Raw genomic sequence first — 19111 nt, forward strand, 5'->3', positions numbered from 1 at the left:
GGTTATACTTGAATCATGATCAGATCATGGAGTTCATCAAGTAATGCCTAAAAAAAATCTCTCTAACTTAATACAAGAAGAAAACACGAAATTTACACCCCTGCAAGGTGAACCTGTCATTGAAATTACGGCTGAACAAGTATTAGAAACACAAATACAACCCGCTGATACTTCCATTCTCCCAATTAACAATCAGTTAAAACTAGAAGCTAGTATTCAAAAATTGCAACGAACAGTTGATAAATTGACAGAGAAAAAATCTATTCTTGAAAAACAAATTAGTGATTTGCAAATAGCTGTTTCTGACAAGGAAGCATTAGCAGAACGCTTAACTAAAGAACTTTATGAAACTAAACAAACAGCATTGCAACTAGCAGATTCTAACTCTCAGTTGTTAGAAGAAATCAAAGTTTTTAAACAACCTAGCCAAACAACTCATCCACAACCTAGTTCACAAGCTAGTCAAATTGCCAAATCCATTCAATACAAAAAATCCCATAGATCAATAGAACGACTTCAAGAAAAGCCCAATCAAGACAGTGAGGATTTTTCCAAAAATACTTGGTTATATGATTGAATTTAAAAAGCAGGTGACTGACGATAGAATTTAAAGTCTTTTGCTGTATGGTTTTTCCGTAAACTTTGTATCTCATTCAATTCCATACAGCTATATCATCTTTAATCGCTATAAATACAGATACAATTACGACCCTTAGTTTTAGCTTGGTATAAAGCTTGGTCTGCTTGTTGATAAATTATTTCTTGATTTTCATGAAAATTAAAACTAATTATTTTTAAACCAATAGAAACAGTTACTAAATTAAAGGGGGGATTGTTTTTGTGTTCAATTTTTAAATTTTCAATATTTTCTTTGAGATTTTCCGCTAGAAATAATGCTTCTTGAGTTGAGTCAACTAATATAAATGCAGCAAATTCTTCTCCACCTAGTCTAAAACTAAAATCTCCTAACTTCTGAAAATATTGTTTTAAGAGTTGACCAAGTTTAATTAATACTCGATCCCCTTCTTGATGTCCGTAAGTATCATTATATTTTTTAAAGTTATCAATATCAATAAGTAAAAAAGCAAATAGTTTTCCCTGAGATTTATCATAAACTTGATGAAAAATATTATTAAAATGACGGCGGTTATATAGTTGAGTTAATTCATCAACAATAGCCATTTTTTTGGCTTTATTTTCGGATTCAGTTAGTTCAAATATTACTACTGTAATCACAAAACCAACGAGGGAAATAGTTACAATAAAAAACCATAAATTAAACATCATTATGGTAAGACTCTTCTGTGTCAGTGGTCCTAATTGATGAGCAGTTCCCCATAAAGCAAATAAAGAAACAATTAAAATAGCAATTGATGTACCTACGTGACCAAACCGTAATGATAACCACACGATCAATATAAGAATTACAAAAATTGGTATATTAGGCACATATTTTAAAGATGGATCATTAAACAAAAATATCTTTAAACATAATAATGATAATAGGATTAAAACACTAATATATTCAATTATTTGCTTCAGGGTATAATTAAAATTATGAATTTTAGGATATTGTGACAAAATTAATAAGCTAGGGGTCATTAATAAAACTCCTAGAGCATCACCTAAAATAAATTGTAACCAAAAATCTCGTAATTTATTAGGTGCGATAATTCCACCATAAAAAAGCGCAGGAATATCAATTAAAGAGCTAACAATTGGGTTAATTATTCCCCCGCAAATAATCAGAAAAAAGATATCATAAGTTCTAGTTAAAGTAATTTGAAAGCCAATTTTTTCTAAACATAAACTTCCTACTATTGCTCCTAAAGAAGAACCAATTCCCATGACAAAAATTGTTAAAAAAGGTAAGTTATTGCTAATATTAGCGAAGAAAACGCCTAAAAAAATACCAGCCCATAACTTCCTACCAAAAATCAGCATTGCGCTTAAAGCAATCCCTGATGGTAGCCAAATTAAAGATACAGTTCCACCCAATAAAGAAAATACTTGTCCGGCTTTTCCTGCGAATACATATAGCAATGTTAGCGACAAAATTTTAATTAATAAATCAATATTAAAAATTGAATTTAAGTTTAAGTTTAATTTTTGCATTGACTATCATTAAAAATTGGTTGTTGTTCTATAAACATAAATTCATTTTAGTTTTCCTGATAAATTATTTAATCAAATCAGATTAATTCCGAAAGTCTAATATATGTTCGGCGACAATTTGTGGTTGTTCTAAGTGGGGAATATGACCACAATCTTTAATCCAAATTAGCTTACTTTGGGGAATACCTTTAGCAAACTTCGCAGCGTCCCCAGTTCCCAAAATTTTATCACTATCACCCCACAAAATCAAAGTTGGTTGCTGAATTTGGGCAAGTTGCGGCAATTTAAAAGCACCATAACCGCCACTTTTAGTAAAGGCAATTAAGGCTTGAGTCCAATTAGGCATTTCTAGGTGTAACCCTCCGCAGCATAAAGCATCCTCAGAAATTAGATTGGGGTTTTTATATGCGGTTCTACAAATGCTCTTACGCACTTTGGGATTTCGCAAAAATTCCGTCGCCCAATAATCCAAAGGCGGAAATATATACTTACTTAATGGGGAATTACCTTTTAACCCCGCACTATCCATTAATACCAGTTGTTTTACCGCTGCTGGATAGGTGAGGGTAAAATCTATAGCCGCAGCCCCACCCATGGACGCACCCACCAAAATCACAGGTTGGTTAATTAGGGTTTGCCAAAAAGAGTAGAGATGGGTTTTAATAGCGATCGCACTATAAGCAATTTCCGGTAATCTATCTGTAAAACCAAATCCCAGTAAATCTACTGCCCAAACTTCATTTTTTTCGGCAAGTAAAGGCAAAAGTCGCCGATATTCTAGTACCGAACTATCAAAACCGTGAATCAATAGAATAGGTGTACCACCCTGACCTTGTTGGACGTAAGTGGTATTAATGGGTTCATTAGCTAGGAGAGTGCTAATCGCCTGACTTTGGATATTTTGAGCCAAAGCGATAGATGCTGGTTCTGTTAATTGCCCAACTGCGGCAGGAAGAAAATTTGGAAACATAGCTCTCAGTTTACATCACAGCGCAACATCTCCAGTCATAGACAATGACCAAACTAGAAAAGAAAATTTCCGCAAAAATTAAAATAGGTACACAATCCCCGTAAAATAAGAATCACTTATCCCTAACGTAGGAGATTCAAGCCATGCCAATGGCAGTTGGCGCAATTGAAACATTAGGTTTTCCGGCGGTTTTAGCATCAGCAGACGCAATGGTTAAAGCTGCTAGTGTCACGATTGTTTATTACGGTATCGCGGAAAGTGGTCGCATGATAGTTGCTGTCAGGGGACACGTTTCGGAGGTACAAACAGCCGTAGCTGCTGGAATTGCCGCTGGTGAAGAGGTTTATGGTGGTGAAGTTATTACCCACTACATTATTCCTAACCCCCCGGAAAATGTGGAAACTATCTTACCTATCCACTTCACCTCCAAATCTGAACCTTTCCGTATTTTCTAAGTAAGTTCGCTATGAAAAATTGAAGCATTGCTTCATAAAAATAACTTGTAGCAACCGATAACTTTATATTCAAAACAGGAGATTAAAAATGTCATCATCACAGGCAGTTGGATCACTAGAAACCAAGGGTTTTCCCGCCGTTCTCGCAGCAGCAGACGCAATGGTAAAAGCCGGTCGAGTTACCCTCGTTGGTTATATCAGAGTTGGTAGCGCCCGCTTTACCGTCAATATTCGTGGTGACGTTTCCGAAGTCAAAGCTGCTATGGCTGCCGGTGTGGATGCTGTAGAAAAAGTTCATGGTGGTACTCTCGAATCTTGGGTAATTATTGCTCGTCCCCATGAAAACGTAGAAGCTGTATTGCCAATTGCTTATACAGAAGAAGTCCAAGAGTATCGAGACTCTGTGGAAAATCCCATTATCGGTGCTTCCAGACGCTAATTCCAGATTTTATAGTCCATAGCCAATAATTAACTTTGACTACGGACTCTATCACTAATATGTTTGATCACTGATATTGCACCTAAAAGTTAACTGAAGTTCAGTGATCTCCGTCACAGTATACATACGGTCTATTTATAGTATTATCTTGAATAACGAATCAATTAGGAGTTATTATCTTCAATTAAATTACTAAATCTAATATTTAAGTATTCATCAATTGCCATAAATATTACCATTCCAAGTAGCCGAAAGGTGAATTCTGTCGGCTTTTTGAGTTGTATAAATCAAAATCAGGAATTTATATATTGCCAAAATAGTGTGAAAAATAAAACTCTAGCAAAAGTTGAAACTTATCAAAATAAAACTGCGTCTTAAAAGGTATTTATCTTAGATAAATTACCATTTCCATCTATTAGTAATAACACAAATTACTAGTTAGGGGAAAATCCCAAATCAGAGGGAATATATAATCAGTAATCGGCAAAATTTTAGCAATTACTAATTATCAATGACCACCAAAAGAATCAAAGTTCACTAAATTAAGTCAGAATGGCGATTGTGATGCAAACTTTACAACAGAGTTTCGAGGAGTGCAATCTTGCGATGGTACAAGAGGGGGCGAATTTAGCTCAATATTGGCAACAGCGACTAGCTACAGAATGTCCAGAACAAAGTCAGGCTACTAGAGAAAGTATTCTTAACTGGCTTTTGGGAGTAGATTTAGAACGGTTTGATCTACTTAACCCCAAAGAACTAGAAATTGCTAAACAAGCCATGGAATATCGCTGGCGGATTCTCCATAAACGCTATTTAGGCATGAGCAGAGAACGGGCTTATCGTCAACTGATTAGCCGCTTGGGTAGTGTGGTTGCCATCAGAAACAAAATTCAAACTTGGGTAGCCCTCAGCCGCGATCGCCAACGGAGTGTGATTGATGTCCTCCAAGAAGTCCTCCAAGAATTACTACAAAGTGATTCATATATCCAACAACAAATGATGCAGATTACCGCACTAACAACAGATAAAAGATTGCGGGATACGTTATTATTTGCCAGCGTCGAAGAATATTGTTTACGCCCAGTTCGCAATCAACCTATATTCATGTACCGCTTTGTTAACTACCTGCGGCGAATTCAGCGGGGAGGCTTAACACAAGTACCTAGCAGCGAATTAGTTAGACTTGTTTCTGAAGAAATTCTCACAGAAAATCACGAAAATCCCATTAGCTTAGTTGATAATCAAGCGATCGCTAAATATCAAGAAACCCAACACCTAGAAGAACAACAACTTGCCCGTCAACTCGTAAAGCAAGAATTTGAACAATATTTATTAGAAAATATTGGCCAACAAGCAGTAGATTGGTTACGCTTATATCTTCAAGGAAAATCCCAAGAAGAAATTGCTAAACAACTCAACAAACCCATCAAAGAAGTATATCGTCTCCGGGAAAAACTCAGTTATCATGCAGTGCGAGTCTTTGCCATCAAAGGCCAACCAGACCTAGTTGATAATTGGCTTTCCACCTCTTTACCAGAACATAACTTAGGGTTAACAGAACCCAAATGGCAACAACTCCATGAACAATTAACCCCTTTAGCACAACAAATTCTTAAGCTCCGCAAAGCTGGTAACTCCATAGAAGCTACAGCCCAGCAGCTACAACTCAAAACCCATCAAGTTTTAGGTGAATGGACAAAAGTTTATCTTGCTGCTCAAACCTTGAGAAGTCAAAATTAACTTTGAGAGTTAACTCTCAAAATCAGATAGAATTACACCACCAAATCATAGATTTGGTGGGGGTCTTAAACCTAATTATACATCCGCTTTTTCGTAAATAATTCATTCTGTAGGCGTAGCTATGCCCCAGGCTATTCTGGCTCTGTGACTCTTTATATTCTTTTTGATAAAAATATGTCTCCATACTTGTAAATTAGGATACGAAAAATAATATTCTTATCAGTAAAAACCTCAGATTTTTTCTAAATAACCCAAGTTGCTAGTTATCTAGTTTAGGCTGGTAATTAATTGGTCATTGGTAAAACTTTTACCCATCACCTGTTCCCTACTTAAAATCCCTCCTTAGATATAATCCATGAAAACAGAGGTTTTTAGTGATACTTTCCCATTACTAAGTACAGCTAGTCCACAAACCATAGAATGGCTGCTCAACATAGCAACTGAACACGATTACCCCTCAGAACGGGCTGTTTTAATGGAAGATTCCTGGGGTAATGCAGTTTACTTTATTGTTTCTGGTTGGGTGAAAGTCCGACGCACTAAAGGGGAAGATTCCGTCGCCATAGCAATTTTAGGACGTGGCGATTTTTTTGGAGAAATGGCGGTTTTGGATGAATCCCCACGGTCAACGGACGTTATTTCCCTTTCACAAGTAAAATTACTGAGTGTCTCCAGAGATCGTTTTATTCAAATCTTATTCAAAGATCCACAGTTACATCATCGAATGCTACAAATGATGGTAAAACGAGTCCGGCAAATTAACCTCCGGTTACAAATGCGTTTATCACCACCGGCGGTCAAACTTGCCCATACCTTAGTGAGTTTAGCTGATAACTATGGACAGGAATCAGGCTTGGGTAAGAAAATTTTGAATATTCCCCTGAAAGATTTAGCAGAAGTCACAGAAATCACACTGGACGAAACCACTAAAATTATGGAAAAACTCCAGGAAAAAGGATGGATTAAAATTGATCCTACTAACAACACTATTGATTTAATTAACTATAAACAAATCGTGGTTTTAGCTACCAAACTCTAAATCTTTAATAGGCAGAAATACTTGAGAAAATGCCAGATTCAATTGGATATAGACTCAACTCCAGCAAATATGTCATAAGTTAAAAAGAGTATCAAAGACAAAAATTGATTTATGAGTACCACCATCAACACTACTCCTGATGTAGCTTCCCGTTTCGTCAATAGTATTTTGGCAATTAAACCCTTAGCCAATCTTGCCAAACATCAAGCCAGACAAATGATGATTAAACGGGCTGAAAAGATTGGTGTGTTTTGGACAAAGGAAGTACAGCAACTTCAAGCTCGTGATTGGGCAAGTGATTTAGCTCAAATCCAAAATCCCCAGCTAAACTATCCAGATTACTACGTTACCTCATTCCACGCTTATGAAACCGGAAATCTCAGTTGGCAAGCTGCTTTTGAAGTAGAATCTGCGGCTCATGCTGTCCATTCTAGAATTTGGCAGAAACCGGAAAACCAAGGTGACGCAAAACTCCGCCAAAGTTTTCACGATATCCTGAAAAATTCTATTTCTGGACAACCACAAGATATTATAGACTTGGGGTGTAGTGTAGGTATGAGTACCTTTGCCCTCCAAGCAATTTATCCCCAAGCCCAGATTACCGGTTTAGACTTATCTCCTTACTTCCTAGCTGTAGCTAACTATCGTACTCAACAACGTCGTCTTACCCACATTAACTGGGTGCATGGTCAAGCGGAATCTACAGGCATAGCAGATGCAACATTTGATTTAGTTTCTATTTTTCTGATGTGTCATGAATTACCCCAATCAGCAACTCACCAGATTTTTGCCGAAGCTAGACGTATTTTGCGTCCAGGTGGCCACCTAGCAATTATGGACATGAATCCCCAATCGGAAATTTACAAAAAAATGCCAACTTATATTTTGACGCTGCTCAAAAGCACCGAACCTTATTTAGATGAATATTTCAGTTTGGACATGGAACAAGCCTTAATTCAGGCAGGTTTCCAAACTCCTACTATTACTAGTAATAGCCCCCGTCACCGTACTATCATTGCTCAGGTGAGTGGCTAATTTATCTTTAGTGCTGTGGGCAGTTATTCCCCCCCTGCTGTTTTTGTGGTTTTACTACCGCAGAACTCCTGCTGCCCCACCCCTGTTAAATTTATTAGTTTTGTTTATTATTGGCGCTATATCTGGTTTTGCTGCCCTTGGCCTAGAATGGGCTATGGAAACTGCTGCTAACCAGGTTTTAAATTGGCAACAGATACAGCGTCATTTTTTTGGTGTCGTTTTCCGACAGATATTTGCGATCGCTCCCATTGAAGAAGGATGTAAATTAGTAGCAGTTATTCTCCCTCTTTGCTATTTACAACGTCAGTATTATCTACGAGCTACTACTGTTTTTTTATTTACTATGGCAGTAACTTTAGGGTTCACTGCGGAAGAAACCTGGATTTATCTATTTCACGGCACATCTTCAATTCTAGAACGAAGTATTGGGACACCAGTTCATGCTATGTTTTCTGCTCCTTGGGGGTACGCTTTAGGGATATATATTTCTGCCAGTAGAAGATTAAATAGAGATCGGAATTTGATTTTTACGGCTTGGTTAAATTCTGTCTTTTTCCATGCTTTAGTCAATGTTTTATCTATTGCTGGGAGATTTTCACAACCCATATCTTTACTTACATACAGTTTTTTTCCCTTACTATTATGGATGTTTTGGCGGTTGGAACAACTACTGCAAAAACTCCAGGGTAAACGTCCTTTGCTGTTAATTTCTGGACATACATCCTCAGCGCGGACTTGGCAAAGGGGTTTAGTATTATTAATTCTTTTACTAGGTGGAAATTCTTTATTTGGGTTGTTGATTCTAGCTAGAAAAATTAGTCCTTTGCGCTGGGTACTTTGGTTTGAGCCGACAACTTTCTGGTTTATAGTTCAAGAAATATTATTCAATTTTGGGTTAGGACTTTTAGCTTGGTTAATTTATAGCTATTTACGTAATTTAGCCCGTCGGCGTAGTTTTTACTTGAGATAGAAACAGATGGATATTAATGAGAATTATCCATCTGAATTAAATAATCTTAGACTCTGGCCAATACTGGTTGACTTACTGCTGCATTAACAGATGTTGATTCAGAATCAGCGGCATAAATTTCACAGGAGTTATTGGGACTTTCAATCAGTTTGACTTTGTAAAGTTTTGCTCCTAATTCAAGAATAGGCGATCGCAAAGTATTACTAATATAAAGAGCAATATTTTCCGCCGTTGGCACAACTTTAGTAAAGAACGGAATATCCTTATTTAAAAAAGTGTGATCAAATGGCTCAACTACATAATCTGTAATTACCTGATTTAAAGCCCCTAAATCAATAATCATCCCTGTGCGGGGGTCAATTTCCCCTTTTACAGTTATTTCTAAGTGATAATTATGCCCGTGTCCATTGACACGAGCGCATTTACCATAAATTTCTGTATTTTCTTCCAAACTCAAATCAGGGTGCGCCAATCGGTGAGCCGCGCTAAAGTGAGTGCTAATGTTGAGATAACCTTCCATACCGTTGCCCATATAATCTGCCCAAAGTTGAGGATGTTCAAATAACTGTACGCGAACCACAGGTAAATGGGGTGCTAGACGCTGCCAAATCACCCGCGCGATATTTTCCGTAGTGGGGAGAGTTTCTTGAAATTCTGGCCACACATCATTGAGATAGGAAAAATCCAATTGACCAGTAACTTCTCGCTTAATAACGTGTTTCACATCAGACAAGTTCAGTACCATACCATATTCATCTAATTCCCCAGCCAGGGAGATAAATAAGACATAGTTGTGTCCGTGTCCAGGAAATTTTGAGCAAAGGTCAAATTTTTCCAAATTCTCGGTTTCACTCAGTTCTGGCAACCAATAGCGGTGGCTGGCCGAAAACTGAGCGCGGCGATTTACAATACATTGCATGAGTACACTAGAAACAGAACTTAATATTTCTTAAACTTTCACTATTTACAGGATAAACCAATTTGTTACTTATTGGTCAGTAAAATCGGGAATATTCATAAGATTTTCGTATAATAACTATCCAAGTAGAACTTCGCGTCTTGTTGACAACTCTATATTTTTTAATCGCTTTTTTACGACGATTAGATCCTTTTTTCCTGCGAGAGACACGACGCTGTGCAGATTTTAATTTGCGTTCAGCTTTGCGTAAAAACTTAGGGGCGGCAATTCTTCCATCGTCTGAGCTAAAACCTTGATAAATCAATAGTTTAAGGAATATTAATCAAGAGTGGAATTTACAGCAGATTGCGCTCTTTTGAGGTATACGTTAAATAATAAAACTCTTGTGGGGTGGGCATCTTGCCCGCCAACAGTGTACCTCATAACACCGGGAAGTGCTGTAATTAGCCAGAATTAAAAACATTCTGGCTGTTGTAATGTTTAATGCTGCTAAATTACCGCTTTTTAGAATTATTTGAACTTCGCTGTGGATTATCTCCACTTTTCGAGATGCTGGGCGAACGTAATTGTTGCCGACCATTAGTAATAATTTGTAACATTTGCTGAATATCCTGTTCAATATTACCCAGAACGTTATCAGCGTATTTATCAGCACCATCTTCAATGTCTTGAGCTTGAGAAATTGCTGTTTGGCGCATTTCCTCTAATTCTTGTTGACAGGCGCGACGCTTGCGTTCAATTTCCGTGACAGTTTCCTGCATCATAGCTTCACAATCTTGCTGGACTTGTCGCCGCAGTTGGTCAGCTTCCCGTTGTGCTTGTCTGATAATATCACTTTCAGCTAAAATTTGCGCTCTTTTGGCTTGAGCTACATCTACAACCTGTTGTCCATATTCTTCGGCTTCTAGCAGAATTTCATCCTTTTGTGCCAAAATATCGAGGGATTCCTGGAATACTGCTGGCAAAGAAAGACGGATAAAATCCAGATGTTCGAGTAATTTGTCTTCATCTACCAAGGTACGTCCCGTCAGTGGAATCCTCAGACTAGAGAGAATTATTTCCTCCAATTGGTTGAGTTCCTGCTGAATATCTATCCCTCCCGTTGGTTCTGGATTCCCATTTTGGGGGATTCCATTGATATACTCTCGTGGGGTAGGATTGTTTCCCTTGTGATTGGATTCGAGGCTAGAGATTTTTGGTTGTAGCATTGGTATATATCTAGGGCAATGTGTGGGGGAACAAGATGATTGACAGAGCCACCAAACCTGGCAATCTCTTTTACCACACTACTACTTAAAAAACTATACTCATTTGATGTTGCCAGAAAAACTGTCTCAATCTGAGTAGACAGTGTTTTATTAGTATGAGCCATTTGTAGCTCAATTTCAAAGTCAGAAACCGCTCTTAACCCCCGTAACAAAACTTGTGCTTGCTGCATTTGGGCATATTCTACGGTCAAACCGTCAAAACTGTCCACTTCCACATTTGGTAAATGTTTTGTAGCTTGACGAATTTGTTCTAATCTTTGCTCCACTGTAAACAATGGTATTTTCTGAGGATTTCTGAGGACGGCAACTATCACCTGTTCAAACAAACGACTACTGCGCTGAATGATGTCTAGGTGTCCCAAGGTGATGGGATCAAAACTACCAGGATAAATAGCAATCACAATGTTGTTTTAGGTGATTATATTGACAGCTTTTTTACATGACTTAGTTAAATCTAACATCTCCTGCTTCATGATTGGGAATTATTAGGAGGAGTTAGGGGTCAGGAGTCAGGAGTCAGGAGTCAGGAGTCAGGAGTCAGGAGTTAGGGGTCAGGAGTCAGGAGTCAGGAGTCAGGAGTCAGGAGTTAGGAGTTAGGAGTTAGGAGTTAGGAGGAGGAAGAAGAAGAGGAAGAAGAGGAAGAAGAAGGAGTTAAGAGGCTATTTGTGTATGGATTTTGCTGTAAAGTTTGGATCTCATGGGAGTGCATACCGCTATATTAACTAAGGCATACTATATTATTGTTTTTCATCCCCATAGACTTCATACTCCTATAGGTAATTTTGCATGGTAGTAGATTTTTCTGTTTTGCCCTTGGGGTTTCAATTTACTTCTCCTGGTCCAATTGTACTAAAATTGGGGCCAATAGTTATTCGCTGGTATGGGTTATTAATTGCCTCCGCTGTGTTAATTGGTGTCAGTCTTTCTCAGTACCTAGCCAAGCGTCGTCACGTTAATCCAGATTTAATCAGTGATTTATCAATTTGGCTGGTAATTGGTGCTATTCCCGCTGCTAGGCTGTATTACGTATTGTTTCAATGGTCAGAATATTCTCAACACCCAGAACGGATAATTGCGATTTGGCAAGGGGGTATTGCTATTCATGGGGCAATTATTGGCGGGGTGATCGCGGCGTTGATTTTTGCTAAACTTAACAAAATATCTTTTTGGCAATTGACTGATTTGGTTGCTCCTTCCTTAATTCTAGGGCAAGCAATTGGCAGGTGGGGAAATTTTTTCAATTCCGAAGCGTTTGGTAGTCCAACAGATTTACCTTGGAAGTTATATATTCCCGCAGATCGTCGTCCTTTTGATTTAGTTAATTTTGAATATTTTCATCCCACTTTTCTCTATGAATCGTTGTGGAATTTAATGGTGTTTTCGCTGTTACTAACTTTGTTTTTCCGAGCTTTATCTAAAAAACCACGTTTACAAGTAGGGACGTTATTTTTAGTTTACTGGGTAGCTTATAGCTTGGGGCGGTTTTGGATTGAAGGTTTACGCACAGATAGCTTAATGCTAGGACCTTTACGGATGGCACAGATGGTAAGTTTAGGGGGAATGACTTTAGGGTTAGTTGGTTTAGCTTGGCTGTATGTCCTCAAGCGCCCCTTACCTGATGTTGTTTCTCCGGTGAAGGGAGATGACTAGAAATAAAAAATGCCCCAGAGTAATTAATCTCCAGGGCTTAACCAGGGTGCATCTACCATCTATTTCTACTAGGCAAAGTGGCTGAATCCGGAAGGGTACTGAGCAAATACCAAAAGTTTTTAAATGCAAGAATTTTCAGGGGGAAGTTGATGAGTGAATCTACGAATAATTTGAGCTTTTTTAAGTATCCAAATTCCTTAAAACCAGCGGTTTATATTGTGGGTGCAGGTCCGGGAGATCCTGATTTATTAACGGTTAGAGCGCAAAAGTTGTTGGCTGCGGCTGATGTGATTTTATTTGCAGATTCTTTAGTTCCAGAACAGATTTTAGATGGTTGTCGTCCAGATGCGGAAATTATCAAAACAGCAAATCGGACTTTGGAAGAAATTTTACCAATTATGATTGATTGTGTGCGATCGCATAAATCTGTGGTCAGACTGCATTCTGGTGATCCTAGTCTCTACAGTGCTATTCATGAACAAATGCAGCTATTAGCAGCAGCTAATATTCCTTTTGAAGTTATTCCTGGTATTAGTGCTTTTCAAGCCGCCGCAGCTAAACTGAAGATAGAGTTAACTGTTCCTGGTTTGGTGCAGACTATCATTCTTACTCGTATTAGTGGCCGCACTCATGTTCCTGAGACTGAAGAGTTAGCAGCTTTAGCGGCACATCAAGCCAGTTTATGTTTATATTTGAGTGTGCGGCATATCACTGAAGCCCAGGATAAATTATTAGAACATTATGATCAGGAGACTCCGGTAGCAATTTGCTATCGTTTAGGCTGGCCAGATGAGAAAATCCGGGTTGTGACTTTAGCAGAAATGGCAGATTGTACTCATGAAGAAAAATTACGACGGACTACACTTTATGTCATCAGTCCCGCACTATTACCTGTAAGTGGACGCTCTCGTTTATACCATCCTGACCATAATCATTTATTCCGTTCATCACATAGTATTGAAGCAGATAAATAAAAATTTATTTTTGGATTTTGGATGACACAATTCAAAATCTAAGATTGATTTTTTATTACCTTCTCACTGTTATCTATTCTTTATTTTCATGAATATGGCTATCAGTGATTTAATTCTTATTTACCCTTATGAGCAAAACCAATATCGGTGTGATTACTATTCCTGGCTATAAAATAACTGAACTTATTTATGCTAGTGAAAAAACTACGGTTTATCGTGGTGAGCAGGAAAGAACACAGACTCCAATGATTATCAAAGTTCTTAATTCACATTATCCTCGTTTGCAGGATTTGATTGCTTTTAAAAATCAATTTGCTATTAGTCAACAAATAGATCATCCAAATATTATTAAATGTTACGGATTGGAAAAATATGGTCATAGTTATGCTCTGCTTTTAGAAGATTTTAGCGGTATATCTTTGAGTGAATATACCAATTCTCAAAGGTTAGGTTTAAGCTCTTTCCTGCTTATGGCTATTGAAATTACTAAAGCACTAGAGTTTTTGTATGAAAAGAAAATTATCCATAAAGATATTAAGCCTAAAAATATTCTTATTAATCCTCAAACTCAGGAAATTAAACTGATAGATTTTAGTATTTCTTCTCTATTACCGAAAGAAACTGCGGATATCAAAAGCCCAAATGTATTAGCAGGGACACTTACCTATATGTCTCCTGAGCAAACGGGAAGAATGAATAGAGGGATAGATTACCGCACTGATTTTTATTCTTTAGGGGTGACTTTTTATGAATTACTTACAGGACAATTACCTTTTAAGAGTCAGAATCATTTAGAATTAGTATATTGTCATCTTGCGAAAGAACCGATTAATCCTAAACAAATTAATTCCCAAATTCCTCAAATTCTAGCAGATATCATTATTAAGTTAATGGCAAAAAACCCTGATGAAAGATATCAAACTGCGAGAGGGATTAGAAATGATTTAGAAATATGTCAACAAATGTTATTAACTCAAGGTGAAATTTGTAATTTTGAGTTAGCAAAAAGAGATATATGTGATCGCTTTTTAATTCCTGAAAAACTTTATGGTAGAGAGCAGGAAATTATCACCTTGTTAAAGGCTTTTGAAAATGTCAGTAATGGTAGTAAAGAATTAATGTTAGTAGTAGGGTTTTCTGGTATTGGTAAAACTGCTGTCGTTAATGAAGTTCATCAACCAATTGTTAGAAAAAAAGGTTATTTTATCTCTGGTAAATATGATCAGTTTCAGCGGAATATTCCTTTTTCTGCTTTAGTGCAAGCATTTCGCAGTCTCATGAAACAACTGCTAACTGAAAATACAATGCAGTTAGAAAAGTGGAAAGTTAAGATATTATCAGCTTTAGGAGAACAAGCACAGGTTATTATTGATGTTATTCCTGAACTAGAAAATATTATTGGCCAGCAACTAGCAGTTCCAGAACTTACAGGTAATGCGTCAGAAAATCGCTTTAATTTACTATTTGGTAAATTTATTCAGTTATTCGCTACTAGTGAACATCCATTAGTCATTTTCTTAGATGACTTACAATGGGCTGATATAGCTTCTTTGAAATTAATCAAATTATTAATGAGTGGGAAAGATACCAAGTATTTATTATTAATTGGTGCATATAGAGATAATGAAGTCAAATTAGAACATCCTTTAATAACGACTTTAGATGATATTCGTAAAAACAATATTATAGTCAATCAAATTACTCTAAAGCCTTTGGATCAATCTCATATTAAACTATTAATTGCAGATACTCTATTTTGCCCAGAATCACATAGTCAAGATTTAATTAAACTACTTTTACAAACAACTCAAGGTAATCCATTTTTCACTAATCAGTTACTTAAATCCCTGCATGAAGATGGGTTAATTACTTTTAATTTTACCATGAATTATTGGCAATGTGATATCAATGCAGCCCAAGCTTTATATCGTAATGATGATATTGTTAATTTTTTAAGAATTCAGTTACAAAAATTACCTAAAAACACCCAAAATATTCTAACAATAGCCGCTTGTATTGGTAACCAATTTGATTTATTTACCTTATCTATAGTCTGTGAAAAATCCCAAATAGAAATAGCGGCTGAATTATGGGATGCTTTGCAAGAAGAACTGATTATAACTCAAAACGAAGATTATAAATTTTTTAAAGATGAGCAATCACCATTTAATTTAACAGTAAATAGTCAGGAATCAATCGTAGTTCAATATAAATTTATCCATGATAGCGTTCAGCAAGCAGCCTATTCATTAATTTCAGATGTTGATAAATCAGCAACGCATTTAAAAATTGGTCAATTACTTTTAAAAAATACCAATGCTGCGGAATGGGAAGAAAAGATATTTGAGATAGTTAATCAATTAAATATTGGTATCACTTTAATTAATAATCAGACAGAAAAATATGAATTAGCTAAATTAAATTTAATTGCTGGTTGTAAAGCCAAATCTTCGACAGCTTATGAAGCTGCTATCAGATATTTAAAGATAGGTTTAGAACTTTTAGCAGTAGATAGTTGGGAATACGAGTATGAATTAACTTTAAATCTTTATGTTGAAGCTGTAGAAGCAGAATATTTAAATATTCATCCTGAGCAAGCAATAACTTATATAGAAATAGTTAGGAAGAATGCAACTAGTGTATTAGATCAAGTCAAGGTATATAAAAAGCAAATGCTCATGTATGACATGGAGTTAAGCATTAATACAGGGCTAAAATTACTAGATATGTTAGGAGTGACTTTGGAGCAAGTACCTCCAATACATTTGAACGTTGATGATTTAATACAGTTACCAAAAATGACAGATCCTCATACACTAGCAGCTATGGGAATATTAATGAGCCTCAGTTTGGTTGCGTATCTGTCAAATCCATCATTGGTGCTGCCAATTATATTCACCATGATACATCTGTCTATTAACTATGGAAATTCGGCGGATTCTGCCTATGGATATGTTGTCTATGGTTTTCTCCTATGTGATGCTCTTTCAGATATTGAGACTGGATACAGCTATGGAAAATTAGCTTTTAATTTATCTGATCAATTTGATTCTAAAGTCATCAGATTCAGAGTTATAATGTTGTGGTATTGTGAGATAATTTATTGGAAACAGCATTTTCGAGAATCAATAGCTCCTTTACAAGACATTGCTCACTATGGCTGGGAAATTGGTGAAACAGACTTTCTTGGCTCTTGTTGTACCGGTCATTTCTTTATGTTATTATTTTCCGGTGAAAATTTAATAGATGTATCTCAATATCTAGACCATTATATTGCTTTAATAGCTCATCGAAAACTTGATTGGCACATTAAGAATTTAAAAATTTGGCAGCAGATAATATTTAATCTCATAAATATCAACCATGATAAATGCCAATTTAATGGTGAGTTTGTCAGTGATGAATTATTTTTATTTTTTGTCGAAAGTAAAAATTATAACGCTCTATTTGGATTTTATTTGACTAAAACTATTCAATTTTATTTATTTAAACAATATAAAAATGCTGTTGATAGTGCCATTCTAGCGAAACAATATATAGCAGCCGTACCTGGACAAATTATTAGCAGTGAACATAATTTTTACTATTCTTTGGTTCTTTTAGCCGAATATCCTCATCAATCTGCAACTGAACAAAAACAATATCTAGAAAAAGTTTTATCCAATCAAGAGCAGATGAAAAATTGGGCTGTTCATGCACCCATGAATTATCAACATAAATATGAGCTAATAGAAGCAGAAAAAGCGAGAGTCTTAGGAAATAATTGGCAAGCAATGGAGCTTTATGATCAAGCAATTGCTGGAGCTAAGAAAAATCAATATATTCATGAGGAAGCCTTAGCAAATGAACTAGCAGCTAAATTTTACCTTAGTTATGGTAAAGAAAAAATTGCTAAAACTTACCTAATAGATGCTTATTATTGTTATGCTAATTGGGGAGCTAAGGCTAAAATTGAAGATTTAGAGAAAAGCTATCCTCAATTACTTGAACCTATAATTAATCAAACAAAAACTAAGTTGACAGAAGGTGAAGTAAGTACACTTATTAGTAAACCTAGTTTAACAGGTGTTTCTGCATTATTAGATTTAGAAACTGTTACTAAAGCATCCTTAGCGATTTCGTCAGAAATTCAGCGAGACAAGTTATTACATACTCTCATGCAAGTGATATTAGAAAATGTTGCCGCAAATAAATCAGCATTAATTTTGCAAAAAGAAGGAAATTTAATTTTAGTAGCTCAATCTCTGAATGAGTATGAATGTCAGTTATCTACTACACCAATTAATCATAGCCAAAATTTACCATTAAGTATTATTAACTATGTAGCTAATATGCAAGAATATTTACTAATAAGTGATGCTACAAATGCTGAGAATTTTGCCCATGATTCGTATATTATCCAAAATCAACCTAAATCTATATTATGTACACCTATTTTAAATAAAGGGCAATTAATTGGCATTCTTTATTTAGAAAATAATCTAACTGTAAGTGCTTTTACTACTGACAGGTTAAGAATATTAAATCTGCTTGCTTCCCAAGCTGCTATTTCTCTAGAAAATGCCCAACTCTATAGTAATTTAGAAGAAAAAGTTACCCAAAGAACTCAGGAATTAAATGAAAAAAATCTGCATTTAGAGCAAGCATTAAATGAATTAAAATCTACACAATCTCAACTAATTCAAACGGAGAAAATGTCCAGTTTAGGACAAATGGTTGCGGGTATTGCCCATGAAATTAATAATCCTGTAAATTTTATTTATGCCAATATTGAACACGCTAGTAGTTATATTGAATTTATTATTAATTTGCTGAATATATATAAACAAGAATATCCTCATCCTTCAGCTATTATTGAACAATATAAAAAAGAAAACGAGTTTGATTTTATCATTCAAGATTTACCTAAAATTTTCGATTCAATGATGATAGGTTCAGAACGTATTCGGAAAATAGTTTTAGGTTTGCGGAATTTTTCCCGTCTTGATGAATCTGCAATGAAACCTGTAGATATCCATGAGGGAATTGAGAGTACATTAATGATTCTGCAACCTCGATTTCACGAAAAATTAGGCTATTCTAATAATGTAGTTATTAAGAATTATGGTAATATTCCCTTGGTTAAATGTTATGCTTCCCAACTGAATCAAGTATTTATGAATATTATTAGTAATGCTATTGATGTTCTCAAACAGCGACAGGAAAAGTTATCTACCCCAACAAGAAAGGATAGTTCTAGCCATATTATTATTTGTACTCAAGTTATTAATGATGATTGGATACAAATTACAATTAAAGATAATGGTATGGGGATAAATCCTGAAGTTAAACAACGGATATTTGATCCTTTTTTCACGACAAAACCTGTAGGAGAAGGTACAGGTTTAGGATTATCAATTAGTTATCAAATTGTGGTAGATAAGCATGGTGGTAAATTAGATTGTATCTCTGCACCCGGAAAAGGAACAGAATTTATCATTGAAATTCCTATGAAACTACACCAGCAATAAAACTCAAAAAATTAAACTTTGCGCCTT

The 19111-nt window shown here is 35.9% G+C and carries 15 protein-coding genes and 1 pseudogene; 10 read left to right on the forward strand and 6 right to left on the reverse strand.

Going from position 1 to position 19111, the window contains the following annotated elements; all coding sequences use genetic code 11:
• Window positions 1-43 precede the first annotated feature (43 nt).
• Entirely contained in the window at window positions 44-577 is a 534-nt protein-coding gene (locus tag FJR11_RS17850) for a hypothetical protein (protein WP_168506070.1), read from the forward strand.
• 101 nt (window positions 578-678) lie between these two features.
• Here FJR11_RS17850 and FJR11_RS17855 read toward each other — a convergent pair whose 3' ends face one another.
• On the reverse strand, window positions 679-2115 hold the full coding sequence (locus FJR11_RS17855; protein ID WP_168506072.1) for a diguanylate cyclase domain-containing protein: 1437 nt from the start codon (window positions 2113-2115) through the stop codon (window positions 679-681).
• 82 nt (window positions 2116-2197) lie between these two features.
• Window positions 2198-3085: an alpha/beta fold hydrolase gene (locus FJR11_RS17860; protein ID WP_168506074.1), complete on the reverse strand. Its 888-nt coding sequence runs from the start codon at window positions 3083-3085 to the stop codon at window positions 2198-2200.
• 143 nt (window positions 3086-3228) lie between these two features.
• Between FJR11_RS17860 and FJR11_RS17865 the strand changes: the two genes are divergently transcribed.
• From FJR11_RS17865 to FJR11_RS17890, 6 genes are all read left to right on the forward strand, one after another.
• Window positions 3229-3540 carry a carbon dioxide-concentrating mechanism protein CcmK gene (locus FJR11_RS17865; protein WP_168506076.1) on the forward strand — a complete coding sequence of 104 codons (312 nt, stop codon included), beginning with the start codon at window positions 3229-3231 and terminating at the stop codon, window positions 3538-3540.
• An 88-nt stretch (window positions 3541-3628) separates the two neighbouring features.
• Window positions 3629-3979 (forward strand): carbon dioxide-concentrating mechanism protein CcmK, encoded by a 351-nt coding sequence (locus tag FJR11_RS17870; protein ID WP_168506078.1) that lies wholly within the window; start codon window positions 3629-3631, stop codon window positions 3977-3979.
• Window positions 3980-4531: 552 nt separating this feature from the next.
• Window positions 4532-5719, forward strand: a complete 1188-nt coding sequence (locus tag FJR11_RS17875) for a HetZ-related protein 2 (protein WP_168506080.1) — start codon at window positions 4532-4534, stop codon at window positions 5717-5719.
• 355 nt (window positions 5720-6074) lie between these two features.
• On the forward strand, window positions 6075-6758 hold the full coding sequence (locus FJR11_RS17880; protein WP_168506082.1) for a Crp/Fnr family transcriptional regulator: 684 nt from the start codon (window positions 6075-6077) through the stop codon (window positions 6756-6758).
• A 111-nt stretch (window positions 6759-6869) separates the two neighbouring features.
• Entirely contained in the window at window positions 6870-7793 is a 924-nt protein-coding gene (locus FJR11_RS17885; protein ID WP_168506084.1) for a class I SAM-dependent methyltransferase, read from the forward strand.
• Window positions 7786-8763, forward strand: coding sequence for a PrsW family glutamic-type intramembrane protease (locus tag FJR11_RS17890; protein WP_168506086.1), 978 nt, complete (start codon window positions 7786-7788; stop codon window positions 8761-8763). The genes FJR11_RS17885 and FJR11_RS17890 overlap by 8 nt, the downstream gene beginning before the upstream one ends.
• 46 nt (window positions 8764-8809) lie before the next feature.
• Here FJR11_RS17890 and FJR11_RS17895 read toward each other — a convergent pair whose 3' ends face one another.
• The 4 genes and pseudogenes from FJR11_RS17895 to coaD all read right to left on the reverse strand — a co-directional run bounded on the left by FJR11_RS17895 (window position 8810) and on the right by coaD (window position 11351).
• Window positions 8810-9682, reverse strand: a complete 873-nt coding sequence (locus tag FJR11_RS17895; protein ID WP_168506088.1) for a 6-carboxytetrahydropterin synthase — start codon at window positions 9680-9682, stop codon at window positions 8810-8812.
• Between the two features lie 124 nt (window positions 9683-9806).
• Window positions 9807-9968, reverse strand: a pseudogene (locus FJR11_RS23630) (RNA-guided endonuclease TnpB family protein); the annotation flags it as partial.
• Between the two features lie 208 nt (window positions 9969-10176).
• Complete coding sequence (locus FJR11_RS17905) at window positions 10177-10890, reverse strand: DivIVA domain-containing protein (protein WP_168506090.1); 714 nt, start codon at window positions 10888-10890, stop codon at window positions 10177-10179.
• Window positions 10773-11351 carry a pantetheine-phosphate adenylyltransferase gene (coaD, locus tag FJR11_RS17910; protein WP_168506092.1) on the reverse strand — a complete coding sequence of 193 codons (579 nt, stop codon included), beginning with the start codon at window positions 11349-11351 and terminating at the stop codon, window positions 10773-10775. The genes FJR11_RS17905 and coaD overlap by 118 nt, the downstream gene beginning before the upstream one ends.
• Before the next feature lie 385 nt (window positions 11352-11736).
• Here coaD and lgt point away from each other — a divergent pair, with 385 nt between their 5' ends.
• The 3 genes from lgt to FJR11_RS17925 all read left to right on the forward strand — a co-directional run bounded on the left by lgt (window position 11737) and on the right by FJR11_RS17925 (window position 19084).
• Window positions 11737-12600 carry a prolipoprotein diacylglyceryl transferase gene (lgt, locus tag FJR11_RS17915; RefSeq protein WP_168506093.1) on the forward strand — a complete coding sequence of 288 codons (864 nt, stop codon included), beginning with the start codon at window positions 11737-11739 and terminating at the stop codon, window positions 12598-12600.
• A gap of 149 nt (window positions 12601-12749) precedes the next feature.
• Window positions 12750-13574, forward strand: a complete 825-nt coding sequence (gene cobM / locus FJR11_RS17920) for a precorrin-4 C(11)-methyltransferase (protein WP_168506095.1) — start codon at window positions 12750-12752, stop codon at window positions 13572-13574.
• Between the two features lie 128 nt (window positions 13575-13702).
• Window positions 13703-19084: an ATP-binding sensor histidine kinase gene (locus tag FJR11_RS17925; protein WP_168506097.1), complete on the forward strand. Its 5382-nt coding sequence runs from the start codon at window positions 13703-13705 to the stop codon at window positions 19082-19084.
• Window positions 19085-19111: the final 27 nt, after the last annotated feature.

This window comes from Anabaena sp. UHCC 0187, assembly GCF_009712035.1.
In the GTDB taxonomy this organism is placed as follows: Bacteria; Cyanobacteriota; Cyanobacteriia; order Cyanobacteriales; family Nostocaceae; genus Dolichospermum.